Origin of the sequence: Streptomyces sp. NBRC 110028 (assembly GCF_001417735.1) — a bacterium.
Taxonomy (GTDB): domain Bacteria; phylum Actinomycetota; class Actinomycetes; order Streptomycetales; family Streptomycetaceae; genus Streptomyces.
In genome coordinates this window covers 1-25879 of record NZ_BBUZ01000049.1, presented here as the reverse complement: position 1 = coordinate 25879, position 25879 = coordinate 1, and the positions used below count along the sequence as shown (strand labels likewise).

Genomic DNA, 25879 nt, shown 5'->3' with positions numbered 1-25879 from the left:
GCCCTTCGCGGTCTTCCGCGGCCCCAGGGGGTGGCTTATGGATCATGCCGGGCTCCCGACGCCCGGCACGGCACCTCGCGGCCCCGCGCTCGTCGCACGCAGCGCCGCTGCGCTCTCCTCACGCGGGTTGCGAGCCACCGCACCAGACGCCGCTCGCTGATCCGGCCTGACCCACAAGCCACCCCCTAAGCCGCTCTCGTCTCGTGCCCCTCTGTGGTACACGCTGGAAGCCTCCGGGCAGCGGGCTACAGCAGCTTGCGGGCCGCGCGCCTCAGGTCGTGTTCATGGATGATCGCTTTGGCGTGCCCATAGGCGAGCTGGTGCTCGCCCCGCAGCCAGCTGACCTTCTCCTCGAAGCGGAAGAAGGCGGGACCTTCGTCTACGGTGCGCAGCCAGTCGGCAACGTCACGGCCGGTGCATTGGGGGATGCGGGAGAGTAGGTTCCGGTGAGTCTCGTCGGAGAAGATCTGGGACATCGGCGCCTCCGGACGCGTCCATTCCGGACCCGGGTTCAATCACCCGGGTGGGGTCCTTCAGCTCACCGTGCCTGAGTGTTCGGCCGTTGGCAACAGTCCGTGGGTGGCGCATACGCTCTCGTCGTGGATGATGCGACCCCGTTGCTCCGTGCCGTGGACCGTCTCGCCGACCGGCTGCGCGCCCTCCCGCAGTCCCGGCTGCACCAGGGAGCGGCGGCCGAAGGACTGGCCCTGGCGAGGGAATTGTCGGTGCGGGCCCAGTGTCTGGAGGAACCCGGGAACCCGCCGCGGATCATGCCGGACGCGGGGGTCTTCGTGATCGCCGACCAGCTCGCGGTGGCCGGTCATGATTTGGTGCACGCGCTGGAGCACGCGCCGGGTGGCGCCGCGGACACGGGAAGCGGGCGCATATCCGAAGCGGTCGCGCTGGTCGAGGCGACAGCCGGGCGCTGCGGCCTCTGAGGCCGCTTCACGGCGTCACAGCGAGGCGATGACGCGGTCGGCGAGGACGTACACGTTCTCGTCCCCGCAGCCGAAGGTGAGCGCGTACGCGCCCGAGACGCCCGAGCCGCCGAGCAGCACCGGGGCGGTGCCCTCGCGCAGGGCGTCCGCCAGCCGCTCGGCCGTCTCCCGGTGGCCGGGGGTCATGCAGATCGTGGTGCCGTCGGCGAAGACGTACACGTCGAGCGTGCCGAGCGGCCCGGGGCGTACGTCCGCCAGCGGCGTACGGGCCTCCGCCAGCTCGGTCAGCCGGGCCACCGTCCGGTCGTGGTCGGCGATCGGCGACGAGGGCGCGAAGTCGGGGTGCGAGGGGTGGCGGCGGCGGGCGGCGGCCAGCTCGGGCGACTCGACCGCCTCGGCCTCCTGCTCCGCCTCGGCGCCCAGCTCCGCGCCGACCTCGGCGCCCACCTCCAGCTCCATCGGGTCCTCCGGCTCCTGCTCCGCCGCGGAGTCGCGGGCGCGGTCGCGGGCGTCCGGCCCCAGCGCGTCCAGCCCGAGCAGGGGCTCAAGGCCCGCCAGGTCGGCCTGGCGGGGCACGAAGAGCTGCGCGTCGTGCGGCGCGTCGTGCCGGTCGTCCTCGACGAGCCCGGCCAGCCCGCCGAGCAGCGAGGGGGCGTCGGACGACCCGGCCGAGTCCCGCGCCTCCTGGGCGGCCCAGAACGCCCGGGCCTCGGCCAGCTCGCGCTCCCGCTCCTCGGCGAGCGCGTCGGCGACGGCCGCCCGTATCTCGGCGGCCGGAGTGGCGCGGGCGGCGGGCACCGCGACGGCGTCCTCCCCGGACCGGTCCGCCCGGCCGGCAGCGGTGGCGGCGGCGACCGTGGCGGCCAGTTCGGCGCGCAGCTCGGTGATCTGCCGCCGCACTCCGCGCGCGGTGTGCAGGGCTGCGGCGCCGGTGGCCGTGGCGGCCGCCGCGGCCAGCAGGAGGGCAAGGGTCATGGGGCTCACTGACGTAACTCCCGATTGCTGTCGATCCCCCGAATTCCTACCTCAGCTTGACCCGGATCGCCTCTCGACGTCAGGCCGTGACGTCGTCCAGCGGACCGAAGTCCATGCCGGGGAAGGGCCCGTCCACCGCCGCTGACCTGGGCAGACGCGGCTCCCCCAGGACGTTGGTCACATCCTGGGGGAGATTGGGTCACAACTCGCGCTCGGGCCGTGTATCCGCCGGAGTCCGGCCCGGCCGCCCGGATCAGCTCAGGCGCTCGATGACCATCGCCATGCCCTGCCCGCCGCCGACGCACATGGTCTCCAGACCGAACTGCTTGTCGTGGAACTGCAGCGAGTTGATCAGCGTGCCGGTGATCCGGGCGCCGGTCATGCCGAACGGGTGGCCCACCGCGATCGCGCCACCGTTGACATTGAGCCGGTCCAGGTCGATGCCGAGGTCCCGGTAGGACGGGATGACCTGGGCGGCGAACGCCTCGTTGATCTCCACCAGGTCGATGTCGCCGATCGCCATCCCGGCCCGGGCCAGCGCCTGCTTGGACGCCTCGACCGGTCCGTACCCCATGATCTCGGGGGAGAGGCCGGAGACACCGGTGGACACGATCCGGGCCAGCGGGGTGATGCCCAGCTCACGCGCCTTGGTGTCGGACATGATCACCAGCGCGGCGGCGCCGTCGTTCAGCGGGCAGCAGTTGCCCGCGGTGACCAGGCCGTCGGGGCGGAACACCGGCTTCAGGCCCTGTACGCCCTCCAGTGTGGTCCCCGCGCGCGGCCCGTCGTCCGTGGCCACCACGGTGCCGTCGGGGGTCGTCACAGGGGTGATCTCGCGCTCCCAGAAGCCCTTCTTGATGGCCTCCTCGGCGAGGTTCTGGGACCGCACGCCGAACGCGTCCATGTCCTCGCGGGTGATCCCCTTGAGCCGGGCCAGGTTCTCGGCGGTCTGCCCCATCGCGATGTACGCGTCCGGGATCAGCCCGTCCTCGCGCGGATCGTGCCAGTCGGTGCCCGCCTGCTCGGCCCGCGCGGCCGTCCGGGCCTCGGCGTCGGCGAACAGCGGGTTGTGGGTGTCCGGCAGCCCGTCCGAGGTGCCCTTGACGCTGCGCGAGACCATCTCGACGCCCGCCGAGATGAACACGTCCCCCTCACCCGCCTTGATGGCGTGCAGCGCCATCCGCGAGGTCTGCAGGGACGAGGAGCAGTACCGGGTGATCGTGCACCCGGGCAGATGGTCCATCCCCATCTGCACGGCCACGATCCGCCCCAGGTTGTGCCCCTGCTCCCCACCCGGCAGCCCACAGCCGAGCATCAGGTCGTCGATCTCCCGCGGATCCAGCTGCGGAACCTTGGCGAGCGCGGCCTGAATGATCTCGGCGGTCAGGTCGTCGGGGCGCAGATCCTTGAGCGACCCCTTGAAGGCACGGCCGATGGGCGAACGGGCGGCAGAGACGATCACGGCTTCGGGCATCACGGCTCCATGGGGCGGATCGGGGGAGCGACTGGGACTGTGAGGGAAGTTACCCGGACGTAGAGCGGGGGTCACGGGGCGCGTGCTGTGACGCGGAACTCTTTTTTCCAAGCGTACGCTCAGCCGCCTGGCCCGGGGCCTCGTCCCCCACCCCGCCCCTCCCCGGCCCCGGGGCTGCGCCCCGGTGCCCTGCCGGGGCTCCGCGCGGACGGCGAGGCGCAGCGCCCGGGGCGGCCGGCCCGGGACAGAGAGGCCGCTGTCCGGCCCAGGGGCGCCGGCCCGGGATGTCGCCGGTTCCGGCCTGGGGGCGGGGCCGGAGGGGGCCGCCATCCGGCCGTCGGGACTGCGGGTTCGGGGCCCGGCACCCGGCCCCGCCAGGGGCGCGGCGGCCGGGCGGAGGCGCTGGCCCCTCCGGGGCGTGGTCCGGGCCGGAGGCCCGTCGCCCAGCGCTTCCGGGAGCCCCCCGGCCCGTCGCCCGGGCCGGGGCGGCCGGTTCGGGACGGAAAGAGGCCGCTGTCCGGCCGAACCGGGCCGTGAGCCCGGGACAGAGGCCCATCGCCCTGCCCCGACCGGGCGTGCCGGTCGGGAGCGCGTCCGGGCCTCCGGGGTGTGTTGTGGGACCCGCCCCACCGGGGTGCGATCGCGGAGCAGACGCAGCACCCCAGCCTCCTCCGGCGATTGAGGAGCGGGGGTGTGGGGGCGGAGCCCCCGCCCGGCGGCGGGGGTGGGGGAAAGCGCCGCTCAGTGGGTGACCGGTGGGGGCGAGGGGGCCGGGGCCGTGTCCTCGCCGGCGGGCCGGCCGCGGCGTAGCAGCCGGGCCCACGGCCCACGGGCCGCCGTCACCTCGGTGCCGCCCTCCGCCGCGGCCTCGGCCGCCGCCTTGGCCACCGGCAGGATGCCCTCGTCGCGCGTCTCCGGCGCCTCCTCCGGCCACAGCCCGAGCGTGTCGCACAGCGTGGGCAGCACGGCCATCGCGGCCGTGGCGTACCCCTCCGCCGAGGGGTGGTAGTTGTCCGGCCCGAACAGCTCCCGCGGATTGGCCGCGAACTCCGGCCCCAGCAGATCGCCCAGCGACACCGTACGGCCGCCCTGCTCGACCACCCCGATCGTCTGCGCCGCCGCCAGCTGGCGGCTGAGACGGCGGGCGACGAAGCGCAGGGGCTGGTAGACGGGCTCGATGGTGCCCAGGTCGGGGCAGGTACCGACCACGACCTCGCACCCCGCCTCGCGCAGCCGCCGCACCGCCTCCGCCAGCAGCCGCACGGACTGGGCGGGTGGCATCCGGCCGGTGACGTCATTCGCGCCGATCATGATGACGCAGACGTCCGGCAGCTGCTCCGGATCGTCCAGCACCAGCGTGACCTGCCGCTCCAGGTCGCTGGACTGCGCGCCGGGAAGCGCCACGTTCCGCAGGTCCACCGGGCGTTCCGCCACCGCCGCGAGCCCCGAGGCCAGCAGCGCTCCCGGCGTCTGACTGGGGCGGTGGACGCCCTGTCCGGCGGCCGTGGAGTCGCCGAGAAAGGCCAGCCGCAGCGGGGGCTGGCCGGTCCTTCGGGCGAAGGCGAAGCCGTAGCGGCCGTCCGCGCGCGGCGGAGCCTCCTCCGATCCGCCCACGATCCGTTTCGCGAGTGACACCTCGGTGAGCAACAGCACGGCGGTCACCCCGCCCAGCAGGCCGATCCCGCCGCCCCCGTACGCCGCCGCGGCCGCGATCCGCCGCGCAACCCTCGCCCTCGACATCGACATGGGTCCAGCCCACCTCCGTCCGAACGCCTTCTGTACCTTTGTACGCCTTGCTGACCAGTTGGTGCCCCCCACGTGCTCGTCCACAACCACCCGGGCCGCCGGGCGGTTCCGCGCAATAAGCTGGCTCCAAGGGCCCGCGACGCGGCCGTCCCGACGCGGAGATCCCGCGGATTCCGGACCAGGAGCTGGCGTGCAGTACTACGAATCGATGATTGAGCTGGTCGGCAACACCCCGCTGGTCAAGCTCAACACCGTGACCGAGGGCATCCGGGCGACCGTTCTGGCCAAGGTCGAATACTTCAACCCCGGCGGCTCGGTGAAGGACCGCATCGCGGTACGCATGATCGAGGCGGCGGAGGCGTCCGGCGCGCTGAAGCCCGGAGGCACGATCGTCGAGCCGACCTCCGGCAACACCGGTGTGGGTCTGGCGATGGTCGCCCAGCGCAAGGGCTACAAGTGCGTGTTCGTCTGCCCGGACAAGGTCTCCACCGACAAGATCAACGTGCTGCGGGCGTACGGCGCCGAGGTCGTCGTCTGCCCGACCGCCGTCGACCCCGAGCACCCCGACTCGTACTACAACGTCTCCGACCGCCTGGTGCGCGAGACCCCCGGCGCCTGGAAGCCCGACCAGTACAGCAACCCCGACAACCCGCGCTCCCACTACGAGAGCACCGGCCCCGAGCTGTGGGAACAGACCGAAGGCAAGATCACCCACTTCGTGGCGGGCGTCGGCACCGGCGGGACGATCAGCGGCACCGGCCGTTATCTGAAGGAAGCGAGCGAGGGCCGGGTCAAGGTCATCGGCGCCGACCCCGAGGGCTCCGTCTACTCCGGCGGCACCGGGCGCCCGTACCTGATCGAGGGCGTCGGCGAGGACTTCTGGCCCACCGCGTACGACCGGACCATCGCCGACGAGATCGTCGCCGTATCCGACAAGGACGCCTTCCAGATGACCCGGCGGCTCGCCAAGGAGGAGGGGCTGCTGGTCGGCGGCTCCTGCGGTATGGCGGTCGTCGGCGCGCTCAAGATCGCCGAGGGGCTCGGCCCGGACGACGTGGTCGTCGTGCTGCTCCCGGACAGCGGCCGCGGCTACCTCTCCAAGATCTTCAACGACGAGTGGATGGCCGACTACGGCTTCCTGGAGGAGGACGGCCCGGCCGTGCGCGTCGGTGACGTCCTCCAGGGCAAGGCGGGCGGGCTGCCGTCGCTCGTCCACATGCACCCCGAGGAGACCGTCGGGGAGGCGATCGAGGTCCTGCGGGAGTACGGCGTCTCGCAGATGCCCATCGTGAAGCCCGGCGCCGGACACCCCGACGTGATGGCCGCCGAGGTCATCGGCTCCGTCGTGGAACGCGAACTGCTGGACGCCCTGTTCGCCCAGCGCGCCTCCCTCGACGACCCGCTGGAGAAGCACATGAGCCCGCCCCTGCCGCACGTCGGCTCGGGCGAGGCGGTCGAGGACCTGATGGCCGTCCTGGGCCGGGCGGACGCGGCGGTCGTGCTGGTGGAGGGCAAGCCCAAGGGCGTGGTGAGCCGGCAGGACCTGCTCGCCTACCTGGCCAACGGCGCGAAGTGAGCCCCGGGTCGGCGCTTCGGCGAAGTGGTACGTGAGCGTCACGCGCCCGCAGCACAGCGTTAACACCGCTCCGGCAGATTAGGGGATGTCGGAACGGACGACACCGACACCCTGAATGCGGCGACCAGGACATCCGGAGCGGCTCCCGGACCTCCACAGTCGCCCAGGACGCGGCCACCGCGTCCACGCGGGAACCGCCGTCGTCCCGCCCTCGGCACACGCTGCCGGGGTGCGGCGGTTCCCGCGCTTACTCTTCAGCTCTTCTCCCGGCGGAACCGGGAGAACAGGCCCAGCGCGTGGACCGCGTTGACGCCGACGATCCCGGCCCAGGTGATCAACAGCCCGCTCTCCCCGGCGTTGACCGCGCCGATCGCCGACAGCGGCACCGCGAGCACCAGGGACACCCCGACGAACGCGAACCGCTCGCCGAGCCCCACCCCCGCCGCCTCCCCGTCCCCGCCCGCGTACGGGCGCGCGCCGCGCGCGGCGGCCATCTGGCGTTCCGCCTGCTGCCGTCGCAACTCCCGGTCCGACGTGGCGTCGAAGCGCTGCTGGACCTTCTCCAGGAAGGCGTCGATCAGTTCCGACTCGTACTCCGCGCCCAGCTCCTTGCGGGCCTGCAGGGTCGCGTCGAGTTCCCTTTTCAGCTCCGGGTCACGGGCATTCATGGGTACGAAGGTACGGTCACGGGGACGCTGTGTCGGTAGGGCCAGCCCCCGAAAGGCACAGGGGGCCCGAAAGGAGTCAGTTCCGTGACCGCACCTCTCCTCACCTCGCTCGCCGCACCGGACGGTGACCGCCCCGACGCGCTCACCGTCGGCGGCCGTGCCCTCTCGCGCGAGGAACTGCTGGGCGCCGCGGGCGTGGTGGCCGCCCGGGTGGCCGGGGCGCCGGTCGTCGCGGTCCGGGCGACCGCGACCGCGGAGACGGTGACGGCGGTCGTCGGCGCGCTGCTCGCCGGGGTGCCCGTGGTCCCCGTACCGCCGGACTCCGGGCCCGCCGAACGCGACCACATCCTGCGCGACTCGGGCGCCACCCTGCTGCTGACCGGTGACGCCGGTGTGGAGGCGCCGATCGAGACGATCCCGGTGGACCTGACCGAGCGGGCGGCGTGGACGAAGCCGGAGCCCGACCCGGAGTCGACGGCGCTGATCCTCTACACATCCGGCACCACGGGCGCGCCCAAGGGCGCCCTGATCTCGCGCCGCGCGGTCGCCGCCGACCTGGACGGGCTGGCCGAGGCCTGGGCCTGGACGCCGGACGACACCCTGGTCCACGGGCTGCCGCTGTTCCACGTCCACGGCCTGGTGCTGGGCGTCCTGGGCGCGCTGCGGACGGGCAGCCGCCTCGTCCACACCGGCAAGCCGACCCCGGCGGCGTACGCGGCGGCGGGCGGCAGCCTCTACTTCGGCGTACCGACGGTGTGGAACCGCGTCGTCCAGGACCCCGAGTCCGCCCGCGCCCTCTCCGCCGCCCGCCTCCTGGTCTCCGGCTCGGCGCCGCTGCCCGCCCCGGTCTTCCGCGACCTGGAGCAGCTCACCGGCCAGCGCCCGGTCGAGCGCTACGGCATGACCGAAACCCTCATCACCATCTCCACCCGCGCGAACGGCGAACGCCGCCCCGGCTCCGTCGGCACCCCGATCAACGGCGTCCGCACCCGGATCGTCGCCGAGGAGGGCGCCGAGATCGGCGAACTCCAGCTCACCGGCCCCACCCTCTTCGACGGCTACCTGGGCCGCCCCGAGGCCACGGCCGGTTCGTACACCGACGACGGCTGGTTCCGCACCGGCGACATCGCCGCGGTCGACCCAGACGGCTTCCACCGCATCGTCGGCCGCGCCTCCACCGACATGATCAAGTCCGGTGGCTACCGCATCGGCGCGGGCGAGGTCGAGAACGCCCTCCTGGACCACCCCGCCGTCCGCGAGGCCGCGGTCGTCGGCGCCCCGCACGACGACCTCGGCCAGCAGATCGTCGCCTACGTCGTCGCCGACGGCATCGGCGAACAGGACCTGATCGACTTCGTCGCCACCCAGCTCTCCGTCCACAAGCGCCCCCGCAAGGTCCGCTTCCTGGACGCCCTCCCCCGCAACGCCATGGGCAAGCCCCAGAAGAAGCTCCTGCCCCCGGCCTGACCGGGGCAGAACCCCCGGTCGGGGTCCAGGCGCCATTGCCACCCATGAACTCCCTGTCTACCGTTGGCCATTCCGGACAGACGGATCAGTGGAGGAACCGATGGCCCGCGCCTGGGAAGCCAACCCGTCCGCCTCGTTCGCGCGCCGATTGGGAAAATCGGCGCGCGAACTCGGAAAGACCGGAGGGCGCGACGGATGCCCCGACATCTGGCAGCTCGACAACGGTGACATCGCGGTCATCGGCCGCGACCTGACCGACGCCTACCGGGCGAAACTCCCCGAGGACGCCAGCATCGCCCCGGACGAGCGCCTGGTCGTCATCCCGGGCGCCACCCTGAGCGCCGCGAAGCCGGACATACCCGACGCCCGGGCCTGACCGCCTCCGCCGCGAGTGGGTCACTCCGGTGGGACGCTGTACCGCTCCAGGGTTGCCTTGGACGTCGAGGTGTCCATCAACCGCAGTTCCCAGGGCCCGGTGTTGACGTCGAAGTCTTTGCCGAACCCGACCCACTTGCCGGCCATGCGGCGACCGGTGGGCTCCACGAGCATCTGGATCGCGCCGTGGTAACACGCCCCCTGGTAGTAGCCATTCGTGGCCGTCTGCTCGGTCCAGGTGCCCGTGACCACGCTGCGGTCGACGGTGAGGTCCAGGGAGAGCGGCGAATCCGGGTTCACGGAGGCCCCGTTCAGCGACCGCCCCGTCAGGCGGTTGCCGTGCTGGACGAGCACGACGTAATGCCTGCCCTCGTAGACGTCCTCACGGCCTGACGAGTAGTACTCGTAGCGGGAGAGCCAGACGCCGCTGAAGTTGTCTCCCGTCGTCTGCCCGCCCGCCCGGGTGTCGGCGGACGCGGGGGCGATGCCCATGGTGTCCTCCGTACTCGGTGCCATGTCATGGCCTCCCGTCCCATCGCCCCGCACTCGCGCCATGGGCACCTGCGGGGCGAAGCCCAACGACTCGACCGGCACCCCTGTGACCTTCTCCAGCGCGCGGATGTAGACGGGCCTCGGTGATCTGCTGATACCGGACTCCCAGCGTTGGACCAGCCGTTTGCTGGCCTCGTTCGGCTCGCCCAGCTCCACACCTGCCAGGCGGAGTGCCTTCGCCAGGTCGTCCTGGCTCATCCGCAGGCCGATCCGCACGGCCCGCAGGGCGTCGTTCGGTGCGTGCACCTCGGTCGTCATGACGTCCACGCTAGCCCTGGAAACCCGCCCATGACACCTAAATGACGCCCTTTGGGGGACACCCGAACAACGCCCTTTCTGTCGTCGCGATGGTCTGGCCGCCGACGGCACCATCACGACCGAACGCGGCAGAAAGGCGGATCGTGATGGACAGGGCGGCAAGAGGGCAGCGGCTCATGAGCATGCGTGTGTCCCGTGACAGTGGCCGGACGTGGGGCGCCGAAGTGGTGGTCATCGCCAGTGATCCGCTGGCTCCTCTGCTCAGCTCGGTGTGGCCACCGTGCCGATGCTTACGCTGTGCGGTCGGCCCAGGTGCGGCGCCCGACCGATTCACGGGCGGAACGGCCCAGTGAACCGCTACGAATTGCGCCTGGTACTGCTGTGGTATCTGCACTCCGCGGACGCGGCCCAGACCTGGATCAACCCGCAGGAGGCCCATATCCCGCTCGAACCGCTGAGTGAGGGCGTCACCCCCGCCTCTTTCGCGGACTACGACGAGGCCATGCGGTGGTACGAGGCGGAGCGCGGCAATCTGCTGGCCGCCACGCGCGCCGCCGAGGAGGCCGGTCTCGATGTGATCGCCTGGCAGCTTCCGGCGGTGCTGCGGAGCGTGCACATGATCCTGAACCCGTTCGAGGAATGGCTCACCATGAGCCGGATCGGGCTGGGCGCGGCGCGCCGGGTGGGCGACCGCACGGCGGAGGCCGAACTGTTGGAAAGCCTGGGGATGGCCTGTACGCAGTCCCATCGCCTGGCCGAGGCCGCCGAGTACCACCAGGGTGCCCTGGCCGCCCGCCGGGAGACGGGGGACCGGCTCGGGGAGGCGCTGTCGCTCAACGACATCGGGCTGATCCACCTGCGGGGACGTCGGCTGGAGACGGCGAAGGACCACTTCGAGCAGGCCGTAACCCTGTTCCGGGAACTGGAGGCCGTCCACTGGGAGGCCGTCGTACTGGCGAACCTCGCCGAGGTGACGTACGAACTGGCCCAACTGGAGGAGGCGTCGGCCTTCGTCCACCGCGCCCTGGAGACGCACCGTGAGCTGGGCAACCAGGGCGGCGAGGGCAACGCGCTGCGCATCCTGAGCGCCGTACAGCGGGAGAGTGACCGGCCGGAGGAGGCGCTGCGGTCCGCACAGGACGCGCTGGACATCGCCCTCACTCACGGCAACCACATGTGGGAGGGCTACTGGCTGCTGGAGCTGGGCCGGGCGCAGCTGGCGAACGATGAACCGCACGACGCCCTGGTCTCGTTCCAGCGCGCCGCCTCGCTTCAACGCCGCCTCGGCGACCGGGCGCGGGAGGCGCGGGCGTGGGACGGCGCGGGGGAGACGTACCGGCGGCTCGGACGCCCGGCGGAGGCGGCCGACTTCCACCGCCGCGCGGCGGTGGTCCACCGGGAGCTGGACGACCAGTGGCCCACGGCGCTCGCGCTCGACGGCCTCGCCGGTGCGCTGCGCGAGGCGGACGAAGCGGAGGAGGCGCGACCGCACTGGGCCGAAGCCCTGCGCGCGCTCGCCTCCTACGACGACCCCCGGGCGGCGGCACTGCGTGACCGCATCACCGCCGCCCTCGCGTAACACGGCCCGTCAGGAACGCTCGGCGCACCTCTTGAGCTGGGGTGTTGCGACGACCACTAGAACCAACGGCGCTGACGGCCGGGGCTCACTTGGGGGCGCTATGCCCGATGCTGGGGCGACGGCGTGCGGGCCGCGTACAGCTTCGTGAGTCTCGCCGCTTCGTCGTCTCGGAATGCGGCGACCTCTCGGCAGCGCTGGCTCATGATGAACTCACCGAGCGGTAGGCACAGGTCCATCCGCTGAATGCACACGCCGACCATGAACGGCCCGCCCGTGGCCCGGTACATCCGGACGCCGTAGTAGCCCTCTTGGCAGTCGTCGGACCTGGTGAATTTGCACTCGGCGCACGTCTCCGGGAGGCGCACGGGCCGGATGCTCTTCGCGTATAAAGTCCGCCCGTCCGGCAGCCGGTACCGTACCCGCTGATCCGACGCACCCGCTGTGACGATCCTCCGGACCGGCACGGCGTCGAGGTGGTCGACGACCTCCTGCATGGCGGCCAGCGACGCCCCGTCGTCCTCCAGCGACACGAGCATGCGCACCACCACCGACCGACCGTGCCGCTCAATGATGCGCAGCACGCGTTCCACATGGTCGTCGTTCGGGATCACGATGTTGGCCGACACCTTGATGCCGTAGGTACGAGCACTCTCGATCGTCTTTGCCAGCGCGTCGAGCTTGCGCGCGGCGAGCTTTGGCGAGGCCAGGCGCGGGCCCTGCACGGCGGCGAGTTCTTCGGGGGTGGTGCCGAACACTGACAGGTTGATGCGGTCCAGGCCGGCTGCTGCGGCTTCCGGGAGGACGGCCGCGCCGTTCTCACCGTTCGAGGTCAGTCCGACGGTCAGCCCGAGGCGCCGGGCGATGCGGATCAACCCGGGCAGCTCCGGATGCAGGGTGGGTTCCCCGCCGGTGAAGTGGACTTCGTTGGTAGGCAGGCTGCCACGGACGGCGGCCAGCGCCAAGGCGAAGTCTGAGTCGGCCGGGATGCGGGCCGGAAGGAAGCCGGCGCCATTGGACTTCAGGTAGATGGACACCCGGCCGGATCGCCCGGGCGTGCCGGTGAACTCACCTGCTGCCCGGCCGCCGTTGTCAGTGACCACGGGGGTGCCCTCGTTGTGGCAGAACGAGCAAGCGAGCCCGCACGCGTCGATGATCTTCACGCGTAAGGTGCGGTCCGGTCGGACCTCGACCGGCAGGTTGTTCGTGTCGTGCATCGTGCCCCCTCCAATGTCCCGGCCGACGTTCCGCCGACTGGGGCCTCGGCTACTCGAACCGCAGGTCGGTGATCGCGTACAGGTCGATGCCGTACAGGTCGTAGACCTTGGTCGTGTTGATCGACGTGAGGCGCTCGCGGTCGAACCCCAGCGCTTCGGCCGCGGCCCACACCTGCGGCTCGTCGTCCGCCTCGATCTCCAGATACGGCGGGATGAGGGGCCACTCGTCGATCTCCAGGCGCACGGCGCCGAGCGTGTAGGAGGTGCGCCGGTTCTCCTGAGTGCGTGTTTCTGATCCTCGCGGCCTCCAATCTCTCGGTCTGTACCTGGTATCCGATTGTCCAAGCAAACTGCCTGGGTCCGATCTTCTCCGCTCCTGTCGGCACCCTCCCGGTAGCCGGTGCGGTGAGTGTCCCTCAGTTGGCCGCGCCAGCGAACGATCTCCCAGCCCAGGTAGGTTGGCGTGCGGTAGTTCGGACCGCGGCCGCGATCATCCCGTCTTCCCTAGCGGGGATGATGGGCCCTTAAGCATGGTTCAAGGAGACAGGTAAGAGTGATCACTGTAGATCTGCATCCGATTTTCCAGAACAACCGTGATATCGAGCTGACGCTGCGACAGACGATCTTCAGGGCGGCGCAGGCGGGCGAGGATGTTCAGTTCATTCCGGGCAAAGGATCGGGGCAGCTTAAGCAGCGGGTACTGACGTTCCTCGCGCAGAAGCACATCAAGAAGCTGTACCACGCTGTTGAAACCCTTCCAGGCAACAGCGGCCGAGTCATCGTTCGCATGGCTCCGCCCGGGTCACGCTCCGCTGCCCCCGTGGACGACGAGGAAGACCATGACTGGGGCATGTGATAAGGGAGTCGGCAAACAGTGAGGCCGCAGCCCTGCATCAAGGCTGCGGCCTCACCGGCAGCTGTCAGCGGGCCCGCAGAGCGGGATCCGGAGGACGACGCGATCGCGGCGGACTACCCGGCTGGGCCTCATAAGGCAGGCCGCGTGGATCAGGCTGGCCTCCTCGGCCAGCTGGGGGTGGCGCCTTTCCGGGCGAGGCGCCTGGTCATGAGGGTGATGGCGGCCCAGGTGATCAGGGTCTCGGAGTGCTGGATGAGCCGTTCGTAGTCCCTGGCGTGGCGGCGGGCGTGCATCATCCAGGCGAGCGACCTCTCTACGACCCAGCGGCGGGGCAGGACGACGAAGCCGGAGGCGTCCTTGGGGCGGCTGACGGGCTTGATCGTGAGGTTGAGGTGTCGTTTGGCCCAGTCGACCAGCTTTCCGGCGTAGGCAGAGTCGGCCCACACGATCGTGATCTCGGGGTGCATAAGGCGGAGCCGAAAGAGGACTTCCTTCGCGGCAGCGGCGTCGTGCAGGTCGGCGGGTGTGACCATGACCATGAGGGGAAGTCCGCGAGTATCGACGACCAGGTGACGCTTGCGCCCGTTTATCTTCTTGCCCGCGTCGTAGCCGCGGGTGGCCTTGGAGACCGTCTCGGCTGCCTTGACGCTCTGGGAGTCGATCAGGGTGGCGACCGCACGGGGCCCTTTGCCCATGTCCCGGCGGATCCGGCCGGCCAGATGGTCCCGGATCTGGCCGACGATCCCGGCGGCTGCCCAACGGGCCATGAACCCCCAAACTGTGCGCCAGGGCGGAAAATCTGCAGGTAGGGCTCGCCACTTGCATCCCGTGTCCACGACGTAGCGGATCGCATCGACGATCTCGCGACGGGGATGTTTCTCAGGCCGGCCGCCCCTGCTGGTCTCGCAGGCCGCGGTGGGCAGCAGCCCTTCGAGCAAGGCCCATTCGGCATTCGTGGTGTCCGAGGGATAGCGGCGAGAACGCATGACGAGGGCCTTCGGGCTGTGCGGTGGGACCGCCCTTCCAGGCGGTCCCACCGCAGGTCAGGAGCTGTTGATGAGGTCGAGGGTGGACTCGATGGAGTTGAGCTGGGCGACGATGGGCTTGACCCACTTGTCGCCCGGGTGGGCGGCGGCGTACGGGGCGACGGTGCCGGTTCGGTCTCGTGGGTGCCATCGACCGCGTCGGTTGAGATCTGCTTGACACACAGGGTCGTTACGGCCCCGGTGTCGCGCAGGCGCACCCACCGGCCGGGGGCGGCCGGGATGGTGTCGTAGACGTACCGGCGCATCAGCCGTGGTTCAGCCTGGCGCACTCCGCCCGCCTCGATGATGAGCTGCCCCATCTTCGTCGGGCCGATGTCCAGGGCCTTTGCTTCGAATTCGATGCCCGTCATGTGTCTCCGTTCGGTAGGTGCCGCTGTGTGGCGAACGAATGCCGGGGTCGGGAGGAGCTCGGTGGGGGCATGCTTCGAAGCTAGGAAGTCACATCCGGCGGGCGCGAGGATCTTGCGCCTTCTTGCGCCCCTTCACCTGAGAGCGTTAATCGCCTTGGTGATCAACAATCGCGCGTGGGGACCACGCGCGGCCATGGCAGCGAACGAGGCGAAGGTTCGCACGTACTCGGCGATCTCCGGGGGCCGGGTGATCCGCAGATAACCAGAGGTCAACTCGACCGCGACCTCTGCCTCATCGAACATGTAGAAGTCTTCGACCGGGAGATGCGGCCGCTCAGCGCCCATCGGGATGATGCCGAGGCTGACGAACGGACTTGAGGCCGCGGTGATGAGCTGGCCGAGCTGTCCGGCCATGGTGCCGGAATCGCACACGGCGGCGTACAGCACGTACTCCTCGATGAGCAGGCCGAAGCGGTGCCGGCCCGAGAACAACATGCGTTGCCGGTCCATCCGCGCATTGACGGCGTCCTCGACATCGTCGACCGGAACGCGGTGCCGCTGGATGGATCGCAGTACCGCGGTGGTGTACTCCGGCGTCTGCACCATCCCGGGCAGAACACGACTGGCGTAGACCCGGAAAAGGCTCGTGCGCTGGTACAGCGGGGCAACCGACTCTTGCTCGGCCCGAAGTCCGGAGTGCTCGGTACGCCGCCACTCGGTGTACATCGAGTCGACGGCGCGCGAGGTGGCGATCAGGTCGGGCACTTGGTCGTCGGCGCCACAAGCCGCGCACCAGGCGCGCAGGTCTTCCTCTGATGGGGCGGTCCTGCCGCTTTGGATGAGGGACGTCTTGCTCTCGTGCCATCCGCAGCGGGCGGACAGCTCGGCCCCCGTGAGCCCGGCATCCTTGCGGATCTCGACCAGCCGGTTCGCGAGGGCCTTCCGAGCCTCGATGACGCTGGAGGATGGAGACGAGGGCATAGAGCTCTACTTGCTACGGGCGGACAGGGATTAGACAACGTACTCGGAGTGTGGAATGCCCCGGTCCCACACCGCCTCGAAGGCAGTCGTCACCATCTCCACGGTGGCCGGGTCCTCGTCGAATTCGTGTCCTGCCCACTCGCCGTCGCCAGTGAACCAGTGGAACAGGACACGGCGTTCATCGATCAGCCACAGGTCGTTACCCGGGAGGGCGAGATCAGAGGCGAGACGCCGAGGCAGCCAGCGAACCCGCTCACCGAGCGCGACATTGTGCCGCTCGGTGATCGCACGCTCCCAACGGATGTAGTCGGTCACCGGTTCGGAGACGACTCGCGCCCGGCGCATGACGACGCCCCGGGCGACGGTCTCGCGGACCAGACCGGCCCACTCCCGGTATTCCTGCGGGAGCTGGTATTCCTCGGGCTGGTCGACAGGCTTGCCTGCCCGCCAGTCGGCGAACACCGGGTCATCCATGTAGGAGTCGCGCATCTCCAGGTGACACGCGGAGTGCTCAGCGCTCCTCAGCAGGGCGGCAAAGTCCGGCACGCTCTGCGTCATCGCACACCTTCCTCAGATAGGGGATCATCCTGACGGGGACACGGACCACGCCCTCATGGCCCGGAATGCCGATCGGGTGTCCCTCTACCCACTCGGTTCCGGCGATCTCGGTGTACATCTCCGGGTCGAGCAGCCACCCTTGAATGACGATCTCCGCTTTCTCGTCTTCGAGTCAGACTGTGGGCGAGCCCCCGTTGGGTGTGTCCGGGTCGATGCCGACGAACCTCAGCGACATGGTTTCCTCCAGGGACCGGGGTCGGACGGGTCATGCACGAGATTGCCCCGGTGTCAGCCCGCAGGGCCACGGACTTGCGTAAACTTGCACCCTGCCCGGGTCCTACCCTGTCGTCCGGTCAGGTGCCGCGCTCCAGAAACGACGGAAGGCGTCCCCCCGCCGACCTCCGACTTCCACCGCCGCGCCGCGGAGGTCCACCGCGAGCTGGACGACCTGTGGCACACGGCGCTCGCCCTCGCGTGACGCGGCCCGCCAGGAATGCTTTGAAGTACCGGGTCGCCCGCTCCGTCGGGTTGAGGACTCAGCGCTCCACGGTGTTCGCCAGCGCCTCCAGGGTCCGTTCCATCGTCCAACGATTGCGAGCCGAGCGTCGGCCCAATCCGGTCGTGACCACCGAGGTCACCTTGTAGAACAAGCTGCGCTGATCGAAAGTCCGCTGTGTGACCTCGCACCCGCCCTCGCGCGGGACGATCTCGAACTCCCAGGCCGCGACCGGCCGACCAGCCGCCCTGACGTCGAACGCGAAACGCTTCCCGGGATCGGCCGCGGTGACGGTGCAGATCGTGCTCCACTTCACCCAGGGCCGCCGGTTGTGTCCGCGGAACGTCGACCCGACCGCGCCCGGTTCGCCCTTCAGCCACTCGGCTCCGGTCGCCTCGGGGCTCCACTCTCCGATCCGGGTCACGTCGGCGATCAGCTCGTACACGTCCTGGGGATCGGCGGCCATCACGCGCCGCGCCTCGACCGTGGCCACGGACAACACTCCTCGACTTCTCGCTTCCACGCCTTGAGACGTTCCCAAGTCCTCGCCTTCGCAAGGAAGAAGCACCCTTCGGGCAACGAAGCGTATCGGCCCCGGCCTGCGGGCGGCCGCTCCGCGTGAACGCATCGCCGCCGCCCTCGCGCAACGCCGCCCGTCAGGAGTGCTCGGCGCGGAGCAACGTGGCGGTTCTGGAGGGAGTCAGCCAGACGAGCCGCGCGGCCTGGAGGGAGCCGTCAGCCCGGGGGCCGAAATACCGGATTGCCCGCTCGGGCGAGTTGAGAGTGAGCTGCCGAGTGCCGTCCACACTGGCCACGCGCACGGCACCGTCGTCGAAGGCTAAGCCCCAGGCGGCGATCACGCCGTCTCGTAGCCCTGGTTCCACGTCGTACTCCTGGACCACGGCGAAGAGTCTCGGTGCGAAGTCGATGACGAGGTCGCACAGTTCCTTGTCGAAGGTGTCGGGGGTGTCGGGCGTCTCCATATGAGCCTCCGAGAGGTGCTTGCCGCCCCTTCGGGCATGCCGGGGCCAGAGCAGGCGGCATGGAGGGGCGGTACGCTTCCGGCTTGGCCGGTCATCCTTGGGTGATGAGCGCATCACTTAGAGTGGACATAAGGTTGGGGTGGCACAACCTTATGTTTAGGATTCTCTCGGCCGGATTGGATCTGTGTGATGGCTGTTCAGCGAACCCTGCGACAGCCTGGAGGGAGGGGTGCGTGCCGCCGAGAACTCAGCCGACGGCGCGACGGCGGCGCCTGGGTGCTGAACTGAGGAAGATGCGCGAGGCGGCTGGCATGACCGCCCGCGATGCGGCCGAACTGATCGGGACCAACCCGATCCAGATGAGCCACATGGAGGCAGGCAAGGCCGGTGTGAGCGAGGCGCGCCTGCGGCACATGGCGAGCCAATACGCCTGCCTGGACGACGCGTTGATCGATGCGTTGGTCGCCATGGCTGGTGAACGCGGTGGCGGGTGGTGGGAGGAGTACCGGGGCACTCTCTCGCACGGGGCGCTTGACCTCGCGGAGTTGGAGCATTTCGCCACGCGGATGCGTACCCTTCAGACGGCCTATGTTCCAGGCGTGCTGCAAACCGAGGCATACATTCGGGGCCTGCTGTCCTATCGGCTTCCCACGCCGCCGGAACGACACATCGAAGCCCTGACCGCCTTTCGTGTGCGGCGGGCCGAGGTGCTGGAGCGCGAGCCCGTTCCTGGCTTTGAGGCGGTCATTCACGAGTCGGCCCTCCGCACGCGGGTTGCCGACCGGGCGACCGCGCGTCAGCAACTCGCGTATCTGCTGGAACAGTCGGAGCGGCCCAATGTCGACATCCGCGTGATCCCCTTCGGTATCGACGGTTTCGGCGGTGCGGGCGACTCCATGCTCTATGCGGACGGTCCCGTGCCCAAACTCGACACCGTGCAGATCGACGCGCTGCACGGCTTGTTTCTGCTGGATGCGGAGTCACAGCTCGTTCGGTACCGAGCGCTCTACAAGCGGGCTGTGACCTTCTCCCTCGGAACCGGCGAGTCCCGAGACTTCATCCGGCGTGTCGCCGAGGAACTGTGAAAGGTGTGGTCATGATGCAGCAGGTGAACTGGCGGAAGTCGACGTTCTCGGGGCACGCCGACAACAACTGCGTGGAACTCGCCGCCCAGGACGGCAAGGTCTCGCTACGCGAGAGTGACGACCCCGCAGTGGTCGTCACCGTCACCCCCGCCTCGCTCGGGGTCTTCATACGCACCGCCAAGCGCGGTGGCTTGGACCGCCTCACTCGGACGCGGTGACGCCTCGGGGGCCCATGAAGGGGATACCGGGTCCCGCAACAACACCGTGGTGGGGCAGCTTTGTTGTTCTGCTGTCCCACCACGATGCTCGACCAGGGGGGGCGGGCATACGCCGCTACTGCTTGGTCAGGCCGTGGTCGGCGGACCACCGCGCGGCCACCTCGTCCGGGTCCTTCTTCTCCTTGTCGACGAGCTTGTTGAGGCGGGCCAGCTCGTGGGTGGTCAGGGCGATGCCGAGTTCGGCCAGGGCCTTGCGGACCTTGGTGTCGGCCTTGGCGCCGCGCACGACGGGGACGATGTGCTGGGCGGGGATGAGGGCCTTGGGGTCGGCGAGGACGACCCAGCCGTTGGCCTCGATGTCGGGGTCGGTGGAGAAGAGGTTGGCGACGTCGATGTCGCCCTTCTTCAGGGCGCCCTTGACGAGGGGGCCGGACGCGTCGAGGGCCTTGAACTCCTTGAAGGTGACGCCGTAGCGGGACTTGAGGCCGACCAGGCCGACGACGCGGTTCTTGTCCTCGGCGGGGCCGCCGAAGACGAGCTTGTCGTTCTGCTTCTTCAGGTCGGAGAAGCTGCGCAGGCCGTACGTGGCGGCGGTCGCGCGGGTGACGCAGAAGACGTCCTTGTCCTCGGCGGCCGCGTACGAGAGGGCTTCGAGGCCGGTGGGGAGGGCGACCGTGAGGGCGTTCTGCAGGTCGCCCGCCTGGGTCTGGGGGGCCTTGTCGTCGAAGTGGAGGAGCAGGTTGCCCTGGTATTCGGGGAGCAGGTCGATGTCGCCCTGGCGGAGGGCGGGGATGACGATTTCGCGGGAGCCGAGGTTGGGGCGCACGCTCGCCTTGACCCCCGCGCCGCGCAGGACCTCGGCGTAGAGGTAGCCGAGGAGCTGGTTCTCGGTGAAGTTGGCGGTGCCGATGACGAGGCCGCCCGCGCTGCTGCCGCCGCCCTCGCCGCCGGAGCCGTCGCCCTTCAGCGAGGTGATGCCGCCGCTGCAGGCGGCGAGGGTAGGCACGGAGGCACCGGCGAGCAGGCCGCCGAGCAGTTTCCTGCGGTTCATGAGTCTCCTTGGGGCGGGTCGGTGCGGGCAGGCGTCAGCGCGCTCGGGAGGGGGCGGGGCGGTTGCGGAAGAGCAGGCGTTGTACGGAGGCCAGGGCCAGATCCAGGGCGATGGCGAGGACGGCGACCAGGACCGCGCCGCCCAGGACCTGCACCAGGTCGCGCTGGGCGAGCCCGTCGAAGACGTAGCGGCCGAGTCCGCCGAAGCTGACGTACGCGGCGATGGTGGCGGTGGCGACGACCTGGGTGCAGGCCAGCCGCAGCCCGGTCATGATCAGGGGGAGGGCGAGGGGCAGTTCGACCTGGAGGAGGACCTGGTGCCGGCGCATGCCCTGGCCGCGTGCCGCGTCCCTGACCTCGGGGTCGACGGCGGCCATGCCCGCGTAGGTGTTGGTGACGATGACCGGGACCGCGAGGGCGACCAGGGAGATGTAGACCGGCCACATGCTCAGGCCGCTGGCCAGGAAGACGAGGGTGACCAGGCCGACGGTGGGCAGCGCGCGGCCGAAGCCGGAGAGGTTGATCGCGAGGAACGCGCCGCGCCCGGTGTGGCCGATGAGCAGCCCGACGGGGAGGGCGATCAGGGCGGCGACGACGGTGGCGAGGACCGAGTACTGGAGGTGTTCCAGGAGCCGGGTCGTGATGCCGTCCGGCCCGGACCACTGGGCGCCGCTGGTCAGCCAGCGGCCGAGGTTCTTCAGCAGTTCGAGCATGTCAGGCACGCCTCCTCAGCCAGGGGGTGCACAGCCACTGGATGGCGACCAGGACGGCGTCCGCGACCAGGGCGAGCAGCAGGGACAGGACGACTCCGGCGACGACCGGGGTGGGGTAGTCGCGCTGGAAGCCGTCGGTGAACAGCTGGCCGAGGCCGCCGTATCCGATGTAGCTGGCCACGCTGACCAGGGAGATCGCCATCACGGTGGAGACCCGTACGCCCGCCATGATCACCGGGAAGGCGAGCGGCAGCTCGACGGTGAGCAGGGTGCGCAGCGGGCGCGCGCCCATGGCGGTGGACGCCTCGCGCGCCTTGGCGGGGACGCTGTCCAGGCCCTCGACGGTGTTCCGGAGCAGCACGGTCAGGGTGTAGATCGTGAGGCCGGTGATCGCGGTGGTGCGGGTGAGGCCGGTGATCGGCAGCAGCAGCACGAAGATCGCGATGGAGGGGATGGTGAAGAGGACGTTCGACATGCCGAGGAGGACGCCGCGCAGCGGCCGTACGCGGTGTGCGATGACCGCCAGCGGTACCGCTATCAGCAGACCGAAGAGGACGGCCGGAACGGCGGTGGAGAGGTGGTCGAGGGTGAGCGTGGTGAGGTCGTCCAGGTGGTCGGGGAACCAGCCCCAGTCGACGGTCATGCGGTCACGCTCGCGCCGGGGTCCAGGGTGTCCGCGGCCTGTGGGGTACGGCCCGCCTCCGCGTGGCGGCGGCCCGCGTGCTCGTGGATCCGGTCGCGCCCGGTGACCCCGGTCAGCACGCCGTCCGCGTCCACCCGGGCGATCAGCCCGGCGGGGGAGGCCAGCGACTCGTCGAGGGCGGCCAGCAGGGTGTCGGTGTCGCGCAGCGGGCGCACCGGCAGCAGCGGGGCCTGGTCGCCGTCCGGGCCCTCGGTGTCGCGCCAGCCCAGCGGTTCGCCGCGGCCGGAGGTGACCAGCCGCCAGCGGTCGGTGCCGGCGGCGGGGGCGGGCTCCTGCGGAACGCCGGCGAGGGTGGACAGCGAGAGCAGCTTGAGCCCGCGCTCCGCGCCGAGGAAGCCCGCGACGAAGTCGTCGGCGGGGGCGGCCAGCAGCTCGGCCGGGGGCGCGCACTGCACGAGGTGGCCACCGGTGCGGAAGATCGCTATCCGGTCGCCGAGCCGGACCGCCTCGTCGATGTCGTGGGTGACGAAGACGACCGTCTTGCGCAGCTCGCTCTGCAGCCGCAGCAGCTCGTTCTGGAGCTGGGTGCGGACGACCGGGTCGACCGCGCCGAACGGCTCGTCCATGAGCAGCACCGGCGGATCGGCGGCCAGCGCGCGGGCCACGCCGACGCGCTGCTGCTGACCGCCGGAGAGCTGGTGCGGATAGCGCTTGCCGGATCCGGCGGGCAGCCCGACCAGCTCCAGCAGCTCGGCGGCGCGCGCCCGCGCCTTGCGGCGGCCCCAGCCCAGCAGCAGCGGGACGGTGGCGATGTTGTCCAGGATCGTGCGGTGCGGGAAGAGTCCCGCCTGCTGGATCACATAGCCGATGCCGCGCCGCAGCTCGGCGGCGTCGGCCTGGAGGACGTTACGTCCGCCGACGCTGACCGTGCCGCTGCTCGGCTCCACCATGCGGTTGACCATCCGGAGGGTGGTGGTCTTACCGCAGCCCGAGGTGCCGACCAGGACGGTGATGTCGCCCTCGGGTAGTTCAAGACTCAGATCGTCGACGGCGGTGGTGCCGTTCGGGTAGTGCTTGCTGACGTGCTTGAAGCTGATCATCCGCTTCCCCTTGCCCTGTCTGCATATAGTCATGCACAGTCATAGTCGAGTGAATAGAAGTCAAGAGGTCTGCGTTAATCGACGGTTACTTCTGCTCGCAATATGGGACGAAGCGCTTGGCGGCTAGCCCGATAAGGGTGCGTTCGGAAGGGGTTGCCCTGGATGGTGTCTCACATGCTGGATTCGACGGCCACCGGCGCGGCGACTGCCGCACCGGCCACGACGGCGGACCGCACCGCTGCTGCCGCCGCGCCGCGGATCACGCTTGACGGCCGCGGCCTGCGCGTCGCCGACGTCGTACGCCTGGCCGACCGCCGGAACCTGCCCGCCGCCCCCGACCCCGCCGCCCTCGCCCTCACCGAACGCGCCTGGGAGACCGCCGACCGGCTCGCCGCCACCGGACGGGTCTACGGCCGTTCCACCGGCGTCGGCGCCAACCGCACCGAGGACGTCGGCCCCGACGCCGACCACGGCCTGCGGCTGCTGCGCAGCCACGCCGGGGCCATCGGCGCCCCGCTGCCCGGCCGCGAGGTGCGCGCCATGATGGCCGTCCGCGCCAACCAGGTGCTCGCGGGCGGCGCCGGGCTGCGCCCTTCCGTCGTCACCTCCCTCGTCCAGGCACTGGACGCCGGTGTCCACCCCGTGGTCAACGAATTCGGCGCCGTCGGCACCGGCGACCTCGCCGCCCTCGCCCAGGCCGGGCTCGCCCTCGTCGGCGAGCACCCCTGGGACCTCACCGACGCCGCCCCCGGCGGCCGCGCACCCGACCCCATCGCCCTCGACAGCAACGACGCCCTCGCACTCATCAGCAGCAACGCCCTCACCCTCGGCCAGTCCGCCCTCGCGCTGGACGACCTGCGGCGGCTGCTGTCCGCCTCGCTCGCCGTCGCCGCGCTCTCGCTGATCGCGGTCGGCGGCTCGTACGAGGCGTACGCCGAACCCGTCCAGCTCGCCCGCCCGCACCCCGGGTCCATCCGCGCCGCCGCCCACATACGCGCCCTCCTCGGCGCCCCCGCCCGGCCCACCCCGCCGCTCGGCCGCATCCAGGACCCGTACGGCTTCCGCTGTCTGCCGCAGATCCACGGCCCGGCGCTGGACGCCGCCGACGCGCTGGAGCGGGTGCTGAACGTCGACATCAACGCCGCCGCAGAGAACCCGCTGATCAGCGCCGAGGACGAGGCCGCTTACCACCACGGCAACTTCTACGCCGCGCACGCCGCCCTCGCCCTCGACCACTTCCGGCTCGCCGCCCTGCAGACCGCCCGGCTGTCCACCGCCCGGCTCGCCGCGCTCAGCGAACCCGACTTCACCCGGCTGCGGCCCTTCCTCGGCGACCCCGCGCCCGCCAGCTCCGGCGTGATGATCCTGGAGTACGCGGCGGGCGCGGCCCTCGGCGAGATGCGGGCCGTCTCCCACCCCGCCTCCCTCGGCCACGCCGTGCTCTCCCGCGGCGTCGAGGAACAGGCCAGTTTCGCCTCGCTCGGCGCCCGACAGACGCTGCGGGTGGCCGACCACTACCGGCAGGTGCTGGCCTGCGAACTGGTCGCGGCGGTACGGGCGCTGCGGCAGCGCGGCATGGAACCGGAGCCCGGGGTACCGGCGGCCACCGCCTACGCGCTGGCGGCGGAAGTTCTCGATCCGCGGATGGAGGACCGGCCGTTGACGGAGGATGTGGCGGACGCGGTGGGTCTGCTGGACCCACTGGCCGACGTGTGCGAGGCCGTTGAGCTTGCCGTGGTTCGTGAAAGTGCCGAGGGCCAGGAGGAATGATGAGTACGGACAACGGGGTGGCGGACATGGCCGGAGCGGATGCGGCCGGTACGGAAGCGGGCATGGCCGGTACGGAAGCGGATGCGGCCGGGGCGACGGGGGTGGCCAACGGGAACGGGACGGTTTCGGGCAGCACCGCCCGCCTCCAGGCCCTGTTCGAGGGCCACCGCCTCACCCCCACCCAGCGCCGCATCGCCCACTGCATGGTGCGGCGGGCGGCCGACGCCCCGTTCCTCTCCAGCGTCGAACTCGCCGAACTCGCCGGGGTCAGCCAGCCCTCCGTGACCCGCTTCGCCGTCGCCCTCGGCTTCGACGGCTACCCCGCGCTGCGCAAGCACCTGCGCGACGTCGCCCCCGCCGCCGAGGAACGGGCCGCCGGGGACGGGACGTACAACGAGTACCAGCAGGCCGTGCAGTCCGAGATCGACAACCTGCGCCACCTCGCCGCCCTGCTCGCCGACCCCGAACCCGTCGTCCGCGCCGGCCGGCTGCTCGCCGCGTCCCGCCCGCTGCCGGTCCTCGGCCTGCGCGCCGCCTCCGCCCAGGCGCGCGGCTTCACCTACTTCGCGCGCAAGGTCCACCCCGACGTCCGGCTGCTGGACGAGGGCGGCACGATGCTCGCCGACCGCGTCGACGCCGCCCATCGCGCGGGCGCCACCGCCCTGCTGTGCTTCGCGCTGCCGCGCCATCCGCGCGAGGTCGTGGAGGGTCTGGAGTACGCGCGCGACACCGGCCTGACCGTCGTCACCGTCGCCGACAGCGCCTTCGCCCCGGTCGCCCGCCACAGCGACCTGCTGCTGCCCGCCGCCGTCGGGACCGGGCTGGCCTTCGACACCGCCTGCGCGCCGATGCTGCTGGGCCGGGTGCTGCTGGAGGCCATGTGCGACGCGCTGCCGGAGGCGCAGGCGCGGCTGGAGGAGTTCGACGCGAGGGCGGCCGCGCGCGGATTGTTCGTCGATTGACGTGCTCCCCGGTCTAAAGTCCGGGGGTTCTTGCCACGGTCGGGTGACCGTCTGGGTGGCTTCCTGCTTCAACGCGCTGCGCCGGGACTTTCGTCCTGGTCTTACCTGCGCTCTGCGAGGCGTTTAACCTGTCCGCCCGTCCAGCGGCCAGGGTGTTCTTGGATGCATTGTCGTCGCGGTCGTGGACGGCCCCGCACCCTGCGCATGTCCATTGGCGGACGTGGAGGGGTTTGGGGCCGTCCTTAA

27 protein-coding genes and 3 pseudogenes are annotated in these 25879 nt (G+C 70.8%); 10 read left to right on the top strand and 20 right to left on the bottom strand.

From position 1 onward, the window contains the following. Positions 1-245: 245 nt before the first annotated feature. Entirely contained in the window at positions 246-476 is a 231-nt protein-coding gene (locus ASC60_RS34650; RefSeq protein ID WP_055557681.1) for a DUF4287 domain-containing protein, read from the bottom strand. A 123-nt stretch (positions 477-599) separates the two neighbouring features. Here ASC60_RS34650 and ASC60_RS34645 point away from each other — a divergent pair, with 123 nt between their 5' ends. After that, complete coding sequence (locus ASC60_RS34645) at positions 600-938, top strand: hypothetical protein (protein ID WP_079038819.1); 339 nt, start codon at positions 600-602, stop codon at positions 936-938. 15 nt (positions 939-953) lie between these two features. Here ASC60_RS34645 and ASC60_RS34640 read toward each other — a convergent pair whose 3' ends face one another. The 3 genes from ASC60_RS34640 to ASC60_RS34630 form a co-directional block, all read right to left on the bottom strand. Then, complete coding sequence (locus ASC60_RS34640) at positions 954-1922, bottom strand: hypothetical protein (RefSeq protein ID WP_055557679.1); 969 nt, start codon at positions 1920-1922, stop codon at positions 954-956. 244 nt (positions 1923-2166) lie between these two features. Then, positions 2167-3387 (bottom strand): acetyl-CoA C-acetyltransferase, encoded by a 1221-nt coding sequence (locus ASC60_RS34635; RefSeq protein WP_055557678.1) that lies wholly within the window; start codon positions 3385-3387, stop codon positions 2167-2169. 741 nt (positions 3388-4128) lie between these two features. Then, positions 4129-5133 (bottom strand): SGNH/GDSL hydrolase family protein, encoded by a 1005-nt coding sequence (locus ASC60_RS34630; RefSeq protein ID WP_055557677.1) that lies wholly within the window; start codon positions 5131-5133, stop codon positions 4129-4131. Between the two features lie 190 nt (positions 5134-5323). Here ASC60_RS34630 and ASC60_RS34625 point away from each other — a divergent pair, with 190 nt between their 5' ends. Then, positions 5324-6709 (top strand): cystathionine beta-synthase, encoded by a 1386-nt coding sequence (locus tag ASC60_RS34625; RefSeq protein WP_055557676.1) that lies wholly within the window; start codon positions 5324-5326, stop codon positions 6707-6709. Between the two features lie 254 nt (positions 6710-6963). On the opposite strand, the gene ASC60_RS34620 is transcribed toward ASC60_RS34625, so the two are convergent. Next, positions 6964-7377 (bottom strand): hypothetical protein, encoded by a 414-nt coding sequence (locus ASC60_RS34620; RefSeq protein WP_055557675.1) that lies wholly within the window; start codon positions 7375-7377, stop codon positions 6964-6966. Between the two features lie 84 nt (positions 7378-7461). Between ASC60_RS34620 and ASC60_RS34615 the strand changes: the two genes are divergently transcribed. Together ASC60_RS34615 and ASC60_RS34610 are read left to right on the top strand one after the other, a co-directional pair. Continuing rightward, positions 7462-8844 (top strand): acyl-CoA synthetase, encoded by a 1383-nt coding sequence (locus tag ASC60_RS34615; protein ID WP_055557674.1) that lies wholly within the window; start codon positions 7462-7464, stop codon positions 8842-8844. Between the two features lie 100 nt (positions 8845-8944). Further along, positions 8945-9220 carry a hypothetical protein gene (locus tag ASC60_RS34610; protein WP_055557673.1) on the top strand — a complete coding sequence of 92 codons (276 nt, stop codon included), beginning with the start codon at positions 8945-8947 and terminating at the stop codon, positions 9218-9220. Positions 9221-9240: 20 nt separating this feature from the next. Here the strand turns inward: ASC60_RS34610 and ASC60_RS34605 are convergent, their stop codons facing one another. Beyond that, on the bottom strand, positions 9241-10029 hold the full coding sequence (locus ASC60_RS34605) for a DNA-binding transcriptional regulator (RefSeq protein ID WP_055557672.1): 789 nt from the start codon (positions 10027-10029) through the stop codon (positions 9241-9243). A 349-nt stretch (positions 10030-10378) separates the two neighbouring features. Here ASC60_RS34605 and ASC60_RS34600 point away from each other — a divergent pair, with 349 nt between their 5' ends. Next, complete coding sequence (locus ASC60_RS34600) at positions 10379-11608, top strand: tetratricopeptide repeat protein (protein ID WP_234357252.1); 1230 nt, start codon at positions 10379-10381, stop codon at positions 11606-11608. Positions 11609-11706: 98 nt separating this feature from the next. On the opposite strand, the gene ASC60_RS34595 is transcribed toward ASC60_RS34600, so the two are convergent. Both ASC60_RS34595 and ASC60_RS34590 read right to left on the bottom strand, forming a co-directional pair. Continuing rightward, positions 11707-12822, bottom strand: coding sequence for a radical SAM protein (locus ASC60_RS34595; RefSeq protein ID WP_055557671.1), 1116 nt, complete (start codon positions 12820-12822; stop codon positions 11707-11709). A 49-nt stretch (positions 12823-12871) separates the two neighbouring features. After that, a pseudogene (locus ASC60_RS34590) lies at positions 12872-13105 on the bottom strand (adenylate cyclase); the annotation flags it as partial. A 270-nt stretch (positions 13106-13375) separates the two neighbouring features. On the opposite strand from ASC60_RS34590, the gene ASC60_RS34585 reads away from it, so the two are divergent. Then, positions 13376-13678: a Smr/MutS family protein gene (locus tag ASC60_RS34585; protein WP_063787267.1), complete on the top strand. Its 303-nt coding sequence runs from the start codon at positions 13376-13378 to the stop codon at positions 13676-13678. Positions 13679-13827: 149 nt separating this feature from the next. On the opposite strand, the gene ASC60_RS34580 is transcribed toward ASC60_RS34585, so the two are convergent. The 7 genes and pseudogenes from ASC60_RS34580 to ASC60_RS34560 form a co-directional block, all read right to left on the bottom strand. Beyond that, entirely contained in the window at positions 13828-14664 is an 837-nt protein-coding gene (locus ASC60_RS34580) for an IS5 family transposase (protein ID WP_055557670.1), read from the bottom strand. 57 nt (positions 14665-14721) lie between these two features. After that, a pseudogene (locus tag ASC60_RS41270) lies at positions 14722-14835 on the bottom strand (RacP protein); the annotation flags it as partial. Further along, positions 14835-15074 (bottom strand): annotated as a pseudogene (locus tag ASC60_RS43475) (adenylate cyclase); the annotation flags it as partial. The pseudogenes ASC60_RS43475 and ASC60_RS41270, both read right to left, overlap by 1 nt. A gap of 132 nt (positions 15075-15206) precedes the next feature. After that, on the bottom strand, positions 15207-16055 hold the full coding sequence (locus ASC60_RS34575; protein ID WP_055557669.1) for a helix-turn-helix transcriptional regulator: 849 nt from the start codon (positions 16053-16055) through the stop codon (positions 15207-15209). Between the two features lie 30 nt (positions 16056-16085). Further along, positions 16086-16613 carry a DUF6879 family protein gene (locus ASC60_RS34570; RefSeq protein ID WP_055557668.1) on the bottom strand — a complete coding sequence of 176 codons (528 nt, stop codon included), beginning with the start codon at positions 16611-16613 and terminating at the stop codon, positions 16086-16088. 536 nt (positions 16614-17149) lie between these two features. Further along, on the bottom strand, positions 17150-17602 hold the full coding sequence (locus tag ASC60_RS34565; RefSeq protein ID WP_055557667.1) for an SRPBCC family protein: 453 nt from the start codon (positions 17600-17602) through the stop codon (positions 17150-17152). Positions 17603-17765: 163 nt separating this feature from the next. Next, on the bottom strand, positions 17766-18092 hold the full coding sequence (locus tag ASC60_RS34560) for a hypothetical protein (protein WP_055557666.1): 327 nt from the start codon (positions 18090-18092) through the stop codon (positions 17766-17768). Positions 18093-18325: 233 nt separating this feature from the next. Here ASC60_RS34560 and ASC60_RS34555 point away from each other — a divergent pair, with 233 nt between their 5' ends. Together ASC60_RS34555 and ASC60_RS34550 are read left to right on the top strand one after the other, a co-directional pair. Next, complete coding sequence (locus tag ASC60_RS34555) at positions 18326-19177, top strand: helix-turn-helix transcriptional regulator (protein ID WP_055557665.1); 852 nt, start codon at positions 18326-18328, stop codon at positions 19175-19177. Positions 19178-19188: 11 nt separating this feature from the next. Then, positions 19189-19395, top strand: a complete 207-nt coding sequence (locus ASC60_RS34550; protein WP_370592999.1) for a DUF397 domain-containing protein — start codon at positions 19189-19191, stop codon at positions 19393-19395. Positions 19396-19510: 115 nt separating this feature from the next. Here the strand turns inward: ASC60_RS34550 and ASC60_RS34545 are convergent, their stop codons facing one another. The 4 genes from ASC60_RS34545 to ASC60_RS34530 are packed head-to-tail and all read right to left on the bottom strand — an operon-like array spanning position 19511 to position 22901. After that, complete coding sequence (locus ASC60_RS34545; RefSeq protein ID WP_055557664.1) at positions 19511-20446, bottom strand: ABC transporter substrate-binding protein; 936 nt, start codon at positions 20444-20446, stop codon at positions 19511-19513. A 34-nt stretch (positions 20447-20480) separates the two neighbouring features. Continuing rightward, entirely contained in the window at positions 20481-21158 is a 678-nt protein-coding gene (locus ASC60_RS34540) for an ABC transporter permease (RefSeq protein WP_055557663.1), read from the bottom strand. A 1-nt stretch (position 21159) separates the two neighbouring features. After that, positions 21160-21801, bottom strand: coding sequence for an ABC transporter permease (locus ASC60_RS34535; protein WP_055557662.1), 642 nt, complete (start codon positions 21799-21801; stop codon positions 21160-21162). Beyond that, positions 21798-22901, bottom strand: coding sequence for an ABC transporter ATP-binding protein (locus tag ASC60_RS34530; RefSeq protein WP_055557661.1), 1104 nt, complete (start codon positions 22899-22901; stop codon positions 21798-21800). Before ASC60_RS34530 ends, ASC60_RS34535 begins: the two co-directional genes overlap by 4 nt. A gap of 174 nt (positions 22902-23075) precedes the next feature. Here ASC60_RS34530 and ASC60_RS34525 point away from each other — a divergent pair, with 174 nt between their 5' ends. Both ASC60_RS34525 and ASC60_RS34520 read left to right on the top strand, forming a co-directional pair. Continuing rightward, a complete protein-coding gene (locus tag ASC60_RS34525; RefSeq protein WP_234357251.1) occupies positions 23076-24671 on the top strand; it encodes an aromatic amino acid lyase in 1596 nt (531 codons plus the stop codon). 62 nt (positions 24672-24733) lie between these two features. Further along, a complete protein-coding gene (locus ASC60_RS34520) occupies positions 24734-25633 on the top strand; it encodes a MurR/RpiR family transcriptional regulator (protein WP_055557712.1) in 900 nt (299 codons plus the stop codon). A gap of 13 nt (positions 25634-25646) precedes the next feature. Here ASC60_RS34520 and ASC60_RS43465 read toward each other — a convergent pair. Beyond that, on the bottom strand, positions 25647-25879 hold a 233-nt coding region (locus tag ASC60_RS43465), incomplete at its 5' end, for a transposase (RefSeq protein ID WP_234357250.1).

What these genes read in the sequence shown, in the direction of transcription:
- ASC60_RS34620 (WP_055557675.1), bottom strand. Translation starts at nt 7,377, where the DNA reads ATGAATGCCCGTGACCCGGAGCTGAAAAGGGAACTCGACGCGACCCTG.
- ASC60_RS34530 (WP_055557661.1), bottom strand. Translation starts at nt 22,901, where the DNA reads ATGATCAGCTTCAAGCACGTCAGCAAGCACTACCCGAACGGCACCACC.
- ASC60_RS34630 (WP_055557677.1), bottom strand. Translation starts at nt 5,133, where the DNA reads ATGTCGATGTCGAGGGCGAGGGTTGCGCGGCGGATCGCGGCCGCGGCG.
- ASC60_RS34595 (WP_055557671.1), bottom strand. Translation starts at nt 12,822, where the DNA reads ATGCACGACACGAACAACCTGCCGGTCGAGGTCCGACCGGACCGCACC.
- ASC60_RS34535 (WP_055557662.1), bottom strand. Translation starts at nt 21,801, where the DNA reads ATGACCGTCGACTGGGGCTGGTTCCCCGACCACCTGGACGACCTCACC.
- ASC60_RS34635 (WP_055557678.1), bottom strand. Translation starts at nt 3,387, where the DNA reads ATGCCCGAAGCCGTGATCGTCTCTGCCGCCCGTTCGCCCATCGGCCGT.
- ASC60_RS34545 (WP_055557664.1), bottom strand. Translation starts at nt 20,446, where the DNA reads ATGAACCGCAGGAAACTGCTCGGCGGCCTGCTCGCCGGTGCCTCCGTG.
- ASC60_RS34560 (WP_055557666.1), bottom strand. Translation starts at nt 18,092, where the DNA reads ATGGAGACGCCCGACACCCCCGACACCTTCGACAAGGAACTGTGCGAC.
- ASC60_RS34520 (WP_055557712.1), top strand. Translation starts at nt 24,734, where the DNA reads ATGGCCGGTACGGAAGCGGATGCGGCCGGGGCGACGGGGGTGGCCAAC.
- ASC60_RS34650 (WP_055557681.1), bottom strand. Translation starts at nt 476, where the DNA reads ATGTCCCAGATCTTCTCCGACGAGACTCACCGGAACCTACTCTCCCGC.
- ASC60_RS34610 (WP_055557673.1), top strand. Translation starts at nt 8,945, where the DNA reads ATGGCCCGCGCCTGGGAAGCCAACCCGTCCGCCTCGTTCGCGCGCCGA.
- ASC60_RS34605 (WP_055557672.1), bottom strand. Translation starts at nt 10,029, where the DNA reads ATGACGACCGAGGTGCACGCACCGAACGACGCCCTGCGGGCCGTGCGG.
- ASC60_RS34550 (WP_370592999.1), top strand. Translation starts at nt 19,189, where the DNA reads ATGATGCAGCAGGTGAACTGGCGGAAGTCGACGTTCTCGGGGCACGCC.
- ASC60_RS34540 (WP_055557663.1), bottom strand. Translation starts at nt 21,158, where the DNA reads ATGCTCGAACTGCTGAAGAACCTCGGCCGCTGGCTGACCAGCGGCGCC.
- ASC60_RS34570 (WP_055557668.1), bottom strand. Translation starts at nt 16,613, where the DNA reads ATGACGCAGAGCGTGCCGGACTTTGCCGCCCTGCTGAGGAGCGCTGAG.
- ASC60_RS34575 (WP_055557669.1), bottom strand. Translation starts at nt 16,055, where the DNA reads ATGCCCTCGTCTCCATCCTCCAGCGTCATCGAGGCTCGGAAGGCCCTC.
- ASC60_RS34525 (WP_234357251.1), top strand. Translation starts at nt 23,076, where the DNA reads ATGCTGGATTCGACGGCCACCGGCGCGGCGACTGCCGCACCGGCCACG.
- ASC60_RS34580 (WP_055557670.1), bottom strand. Translation starts at nt 14,664, where the DNA reads ATGCGTTCTCGCCGCTATCCCTCGGACACCACGAATGCCGAATGGGCC.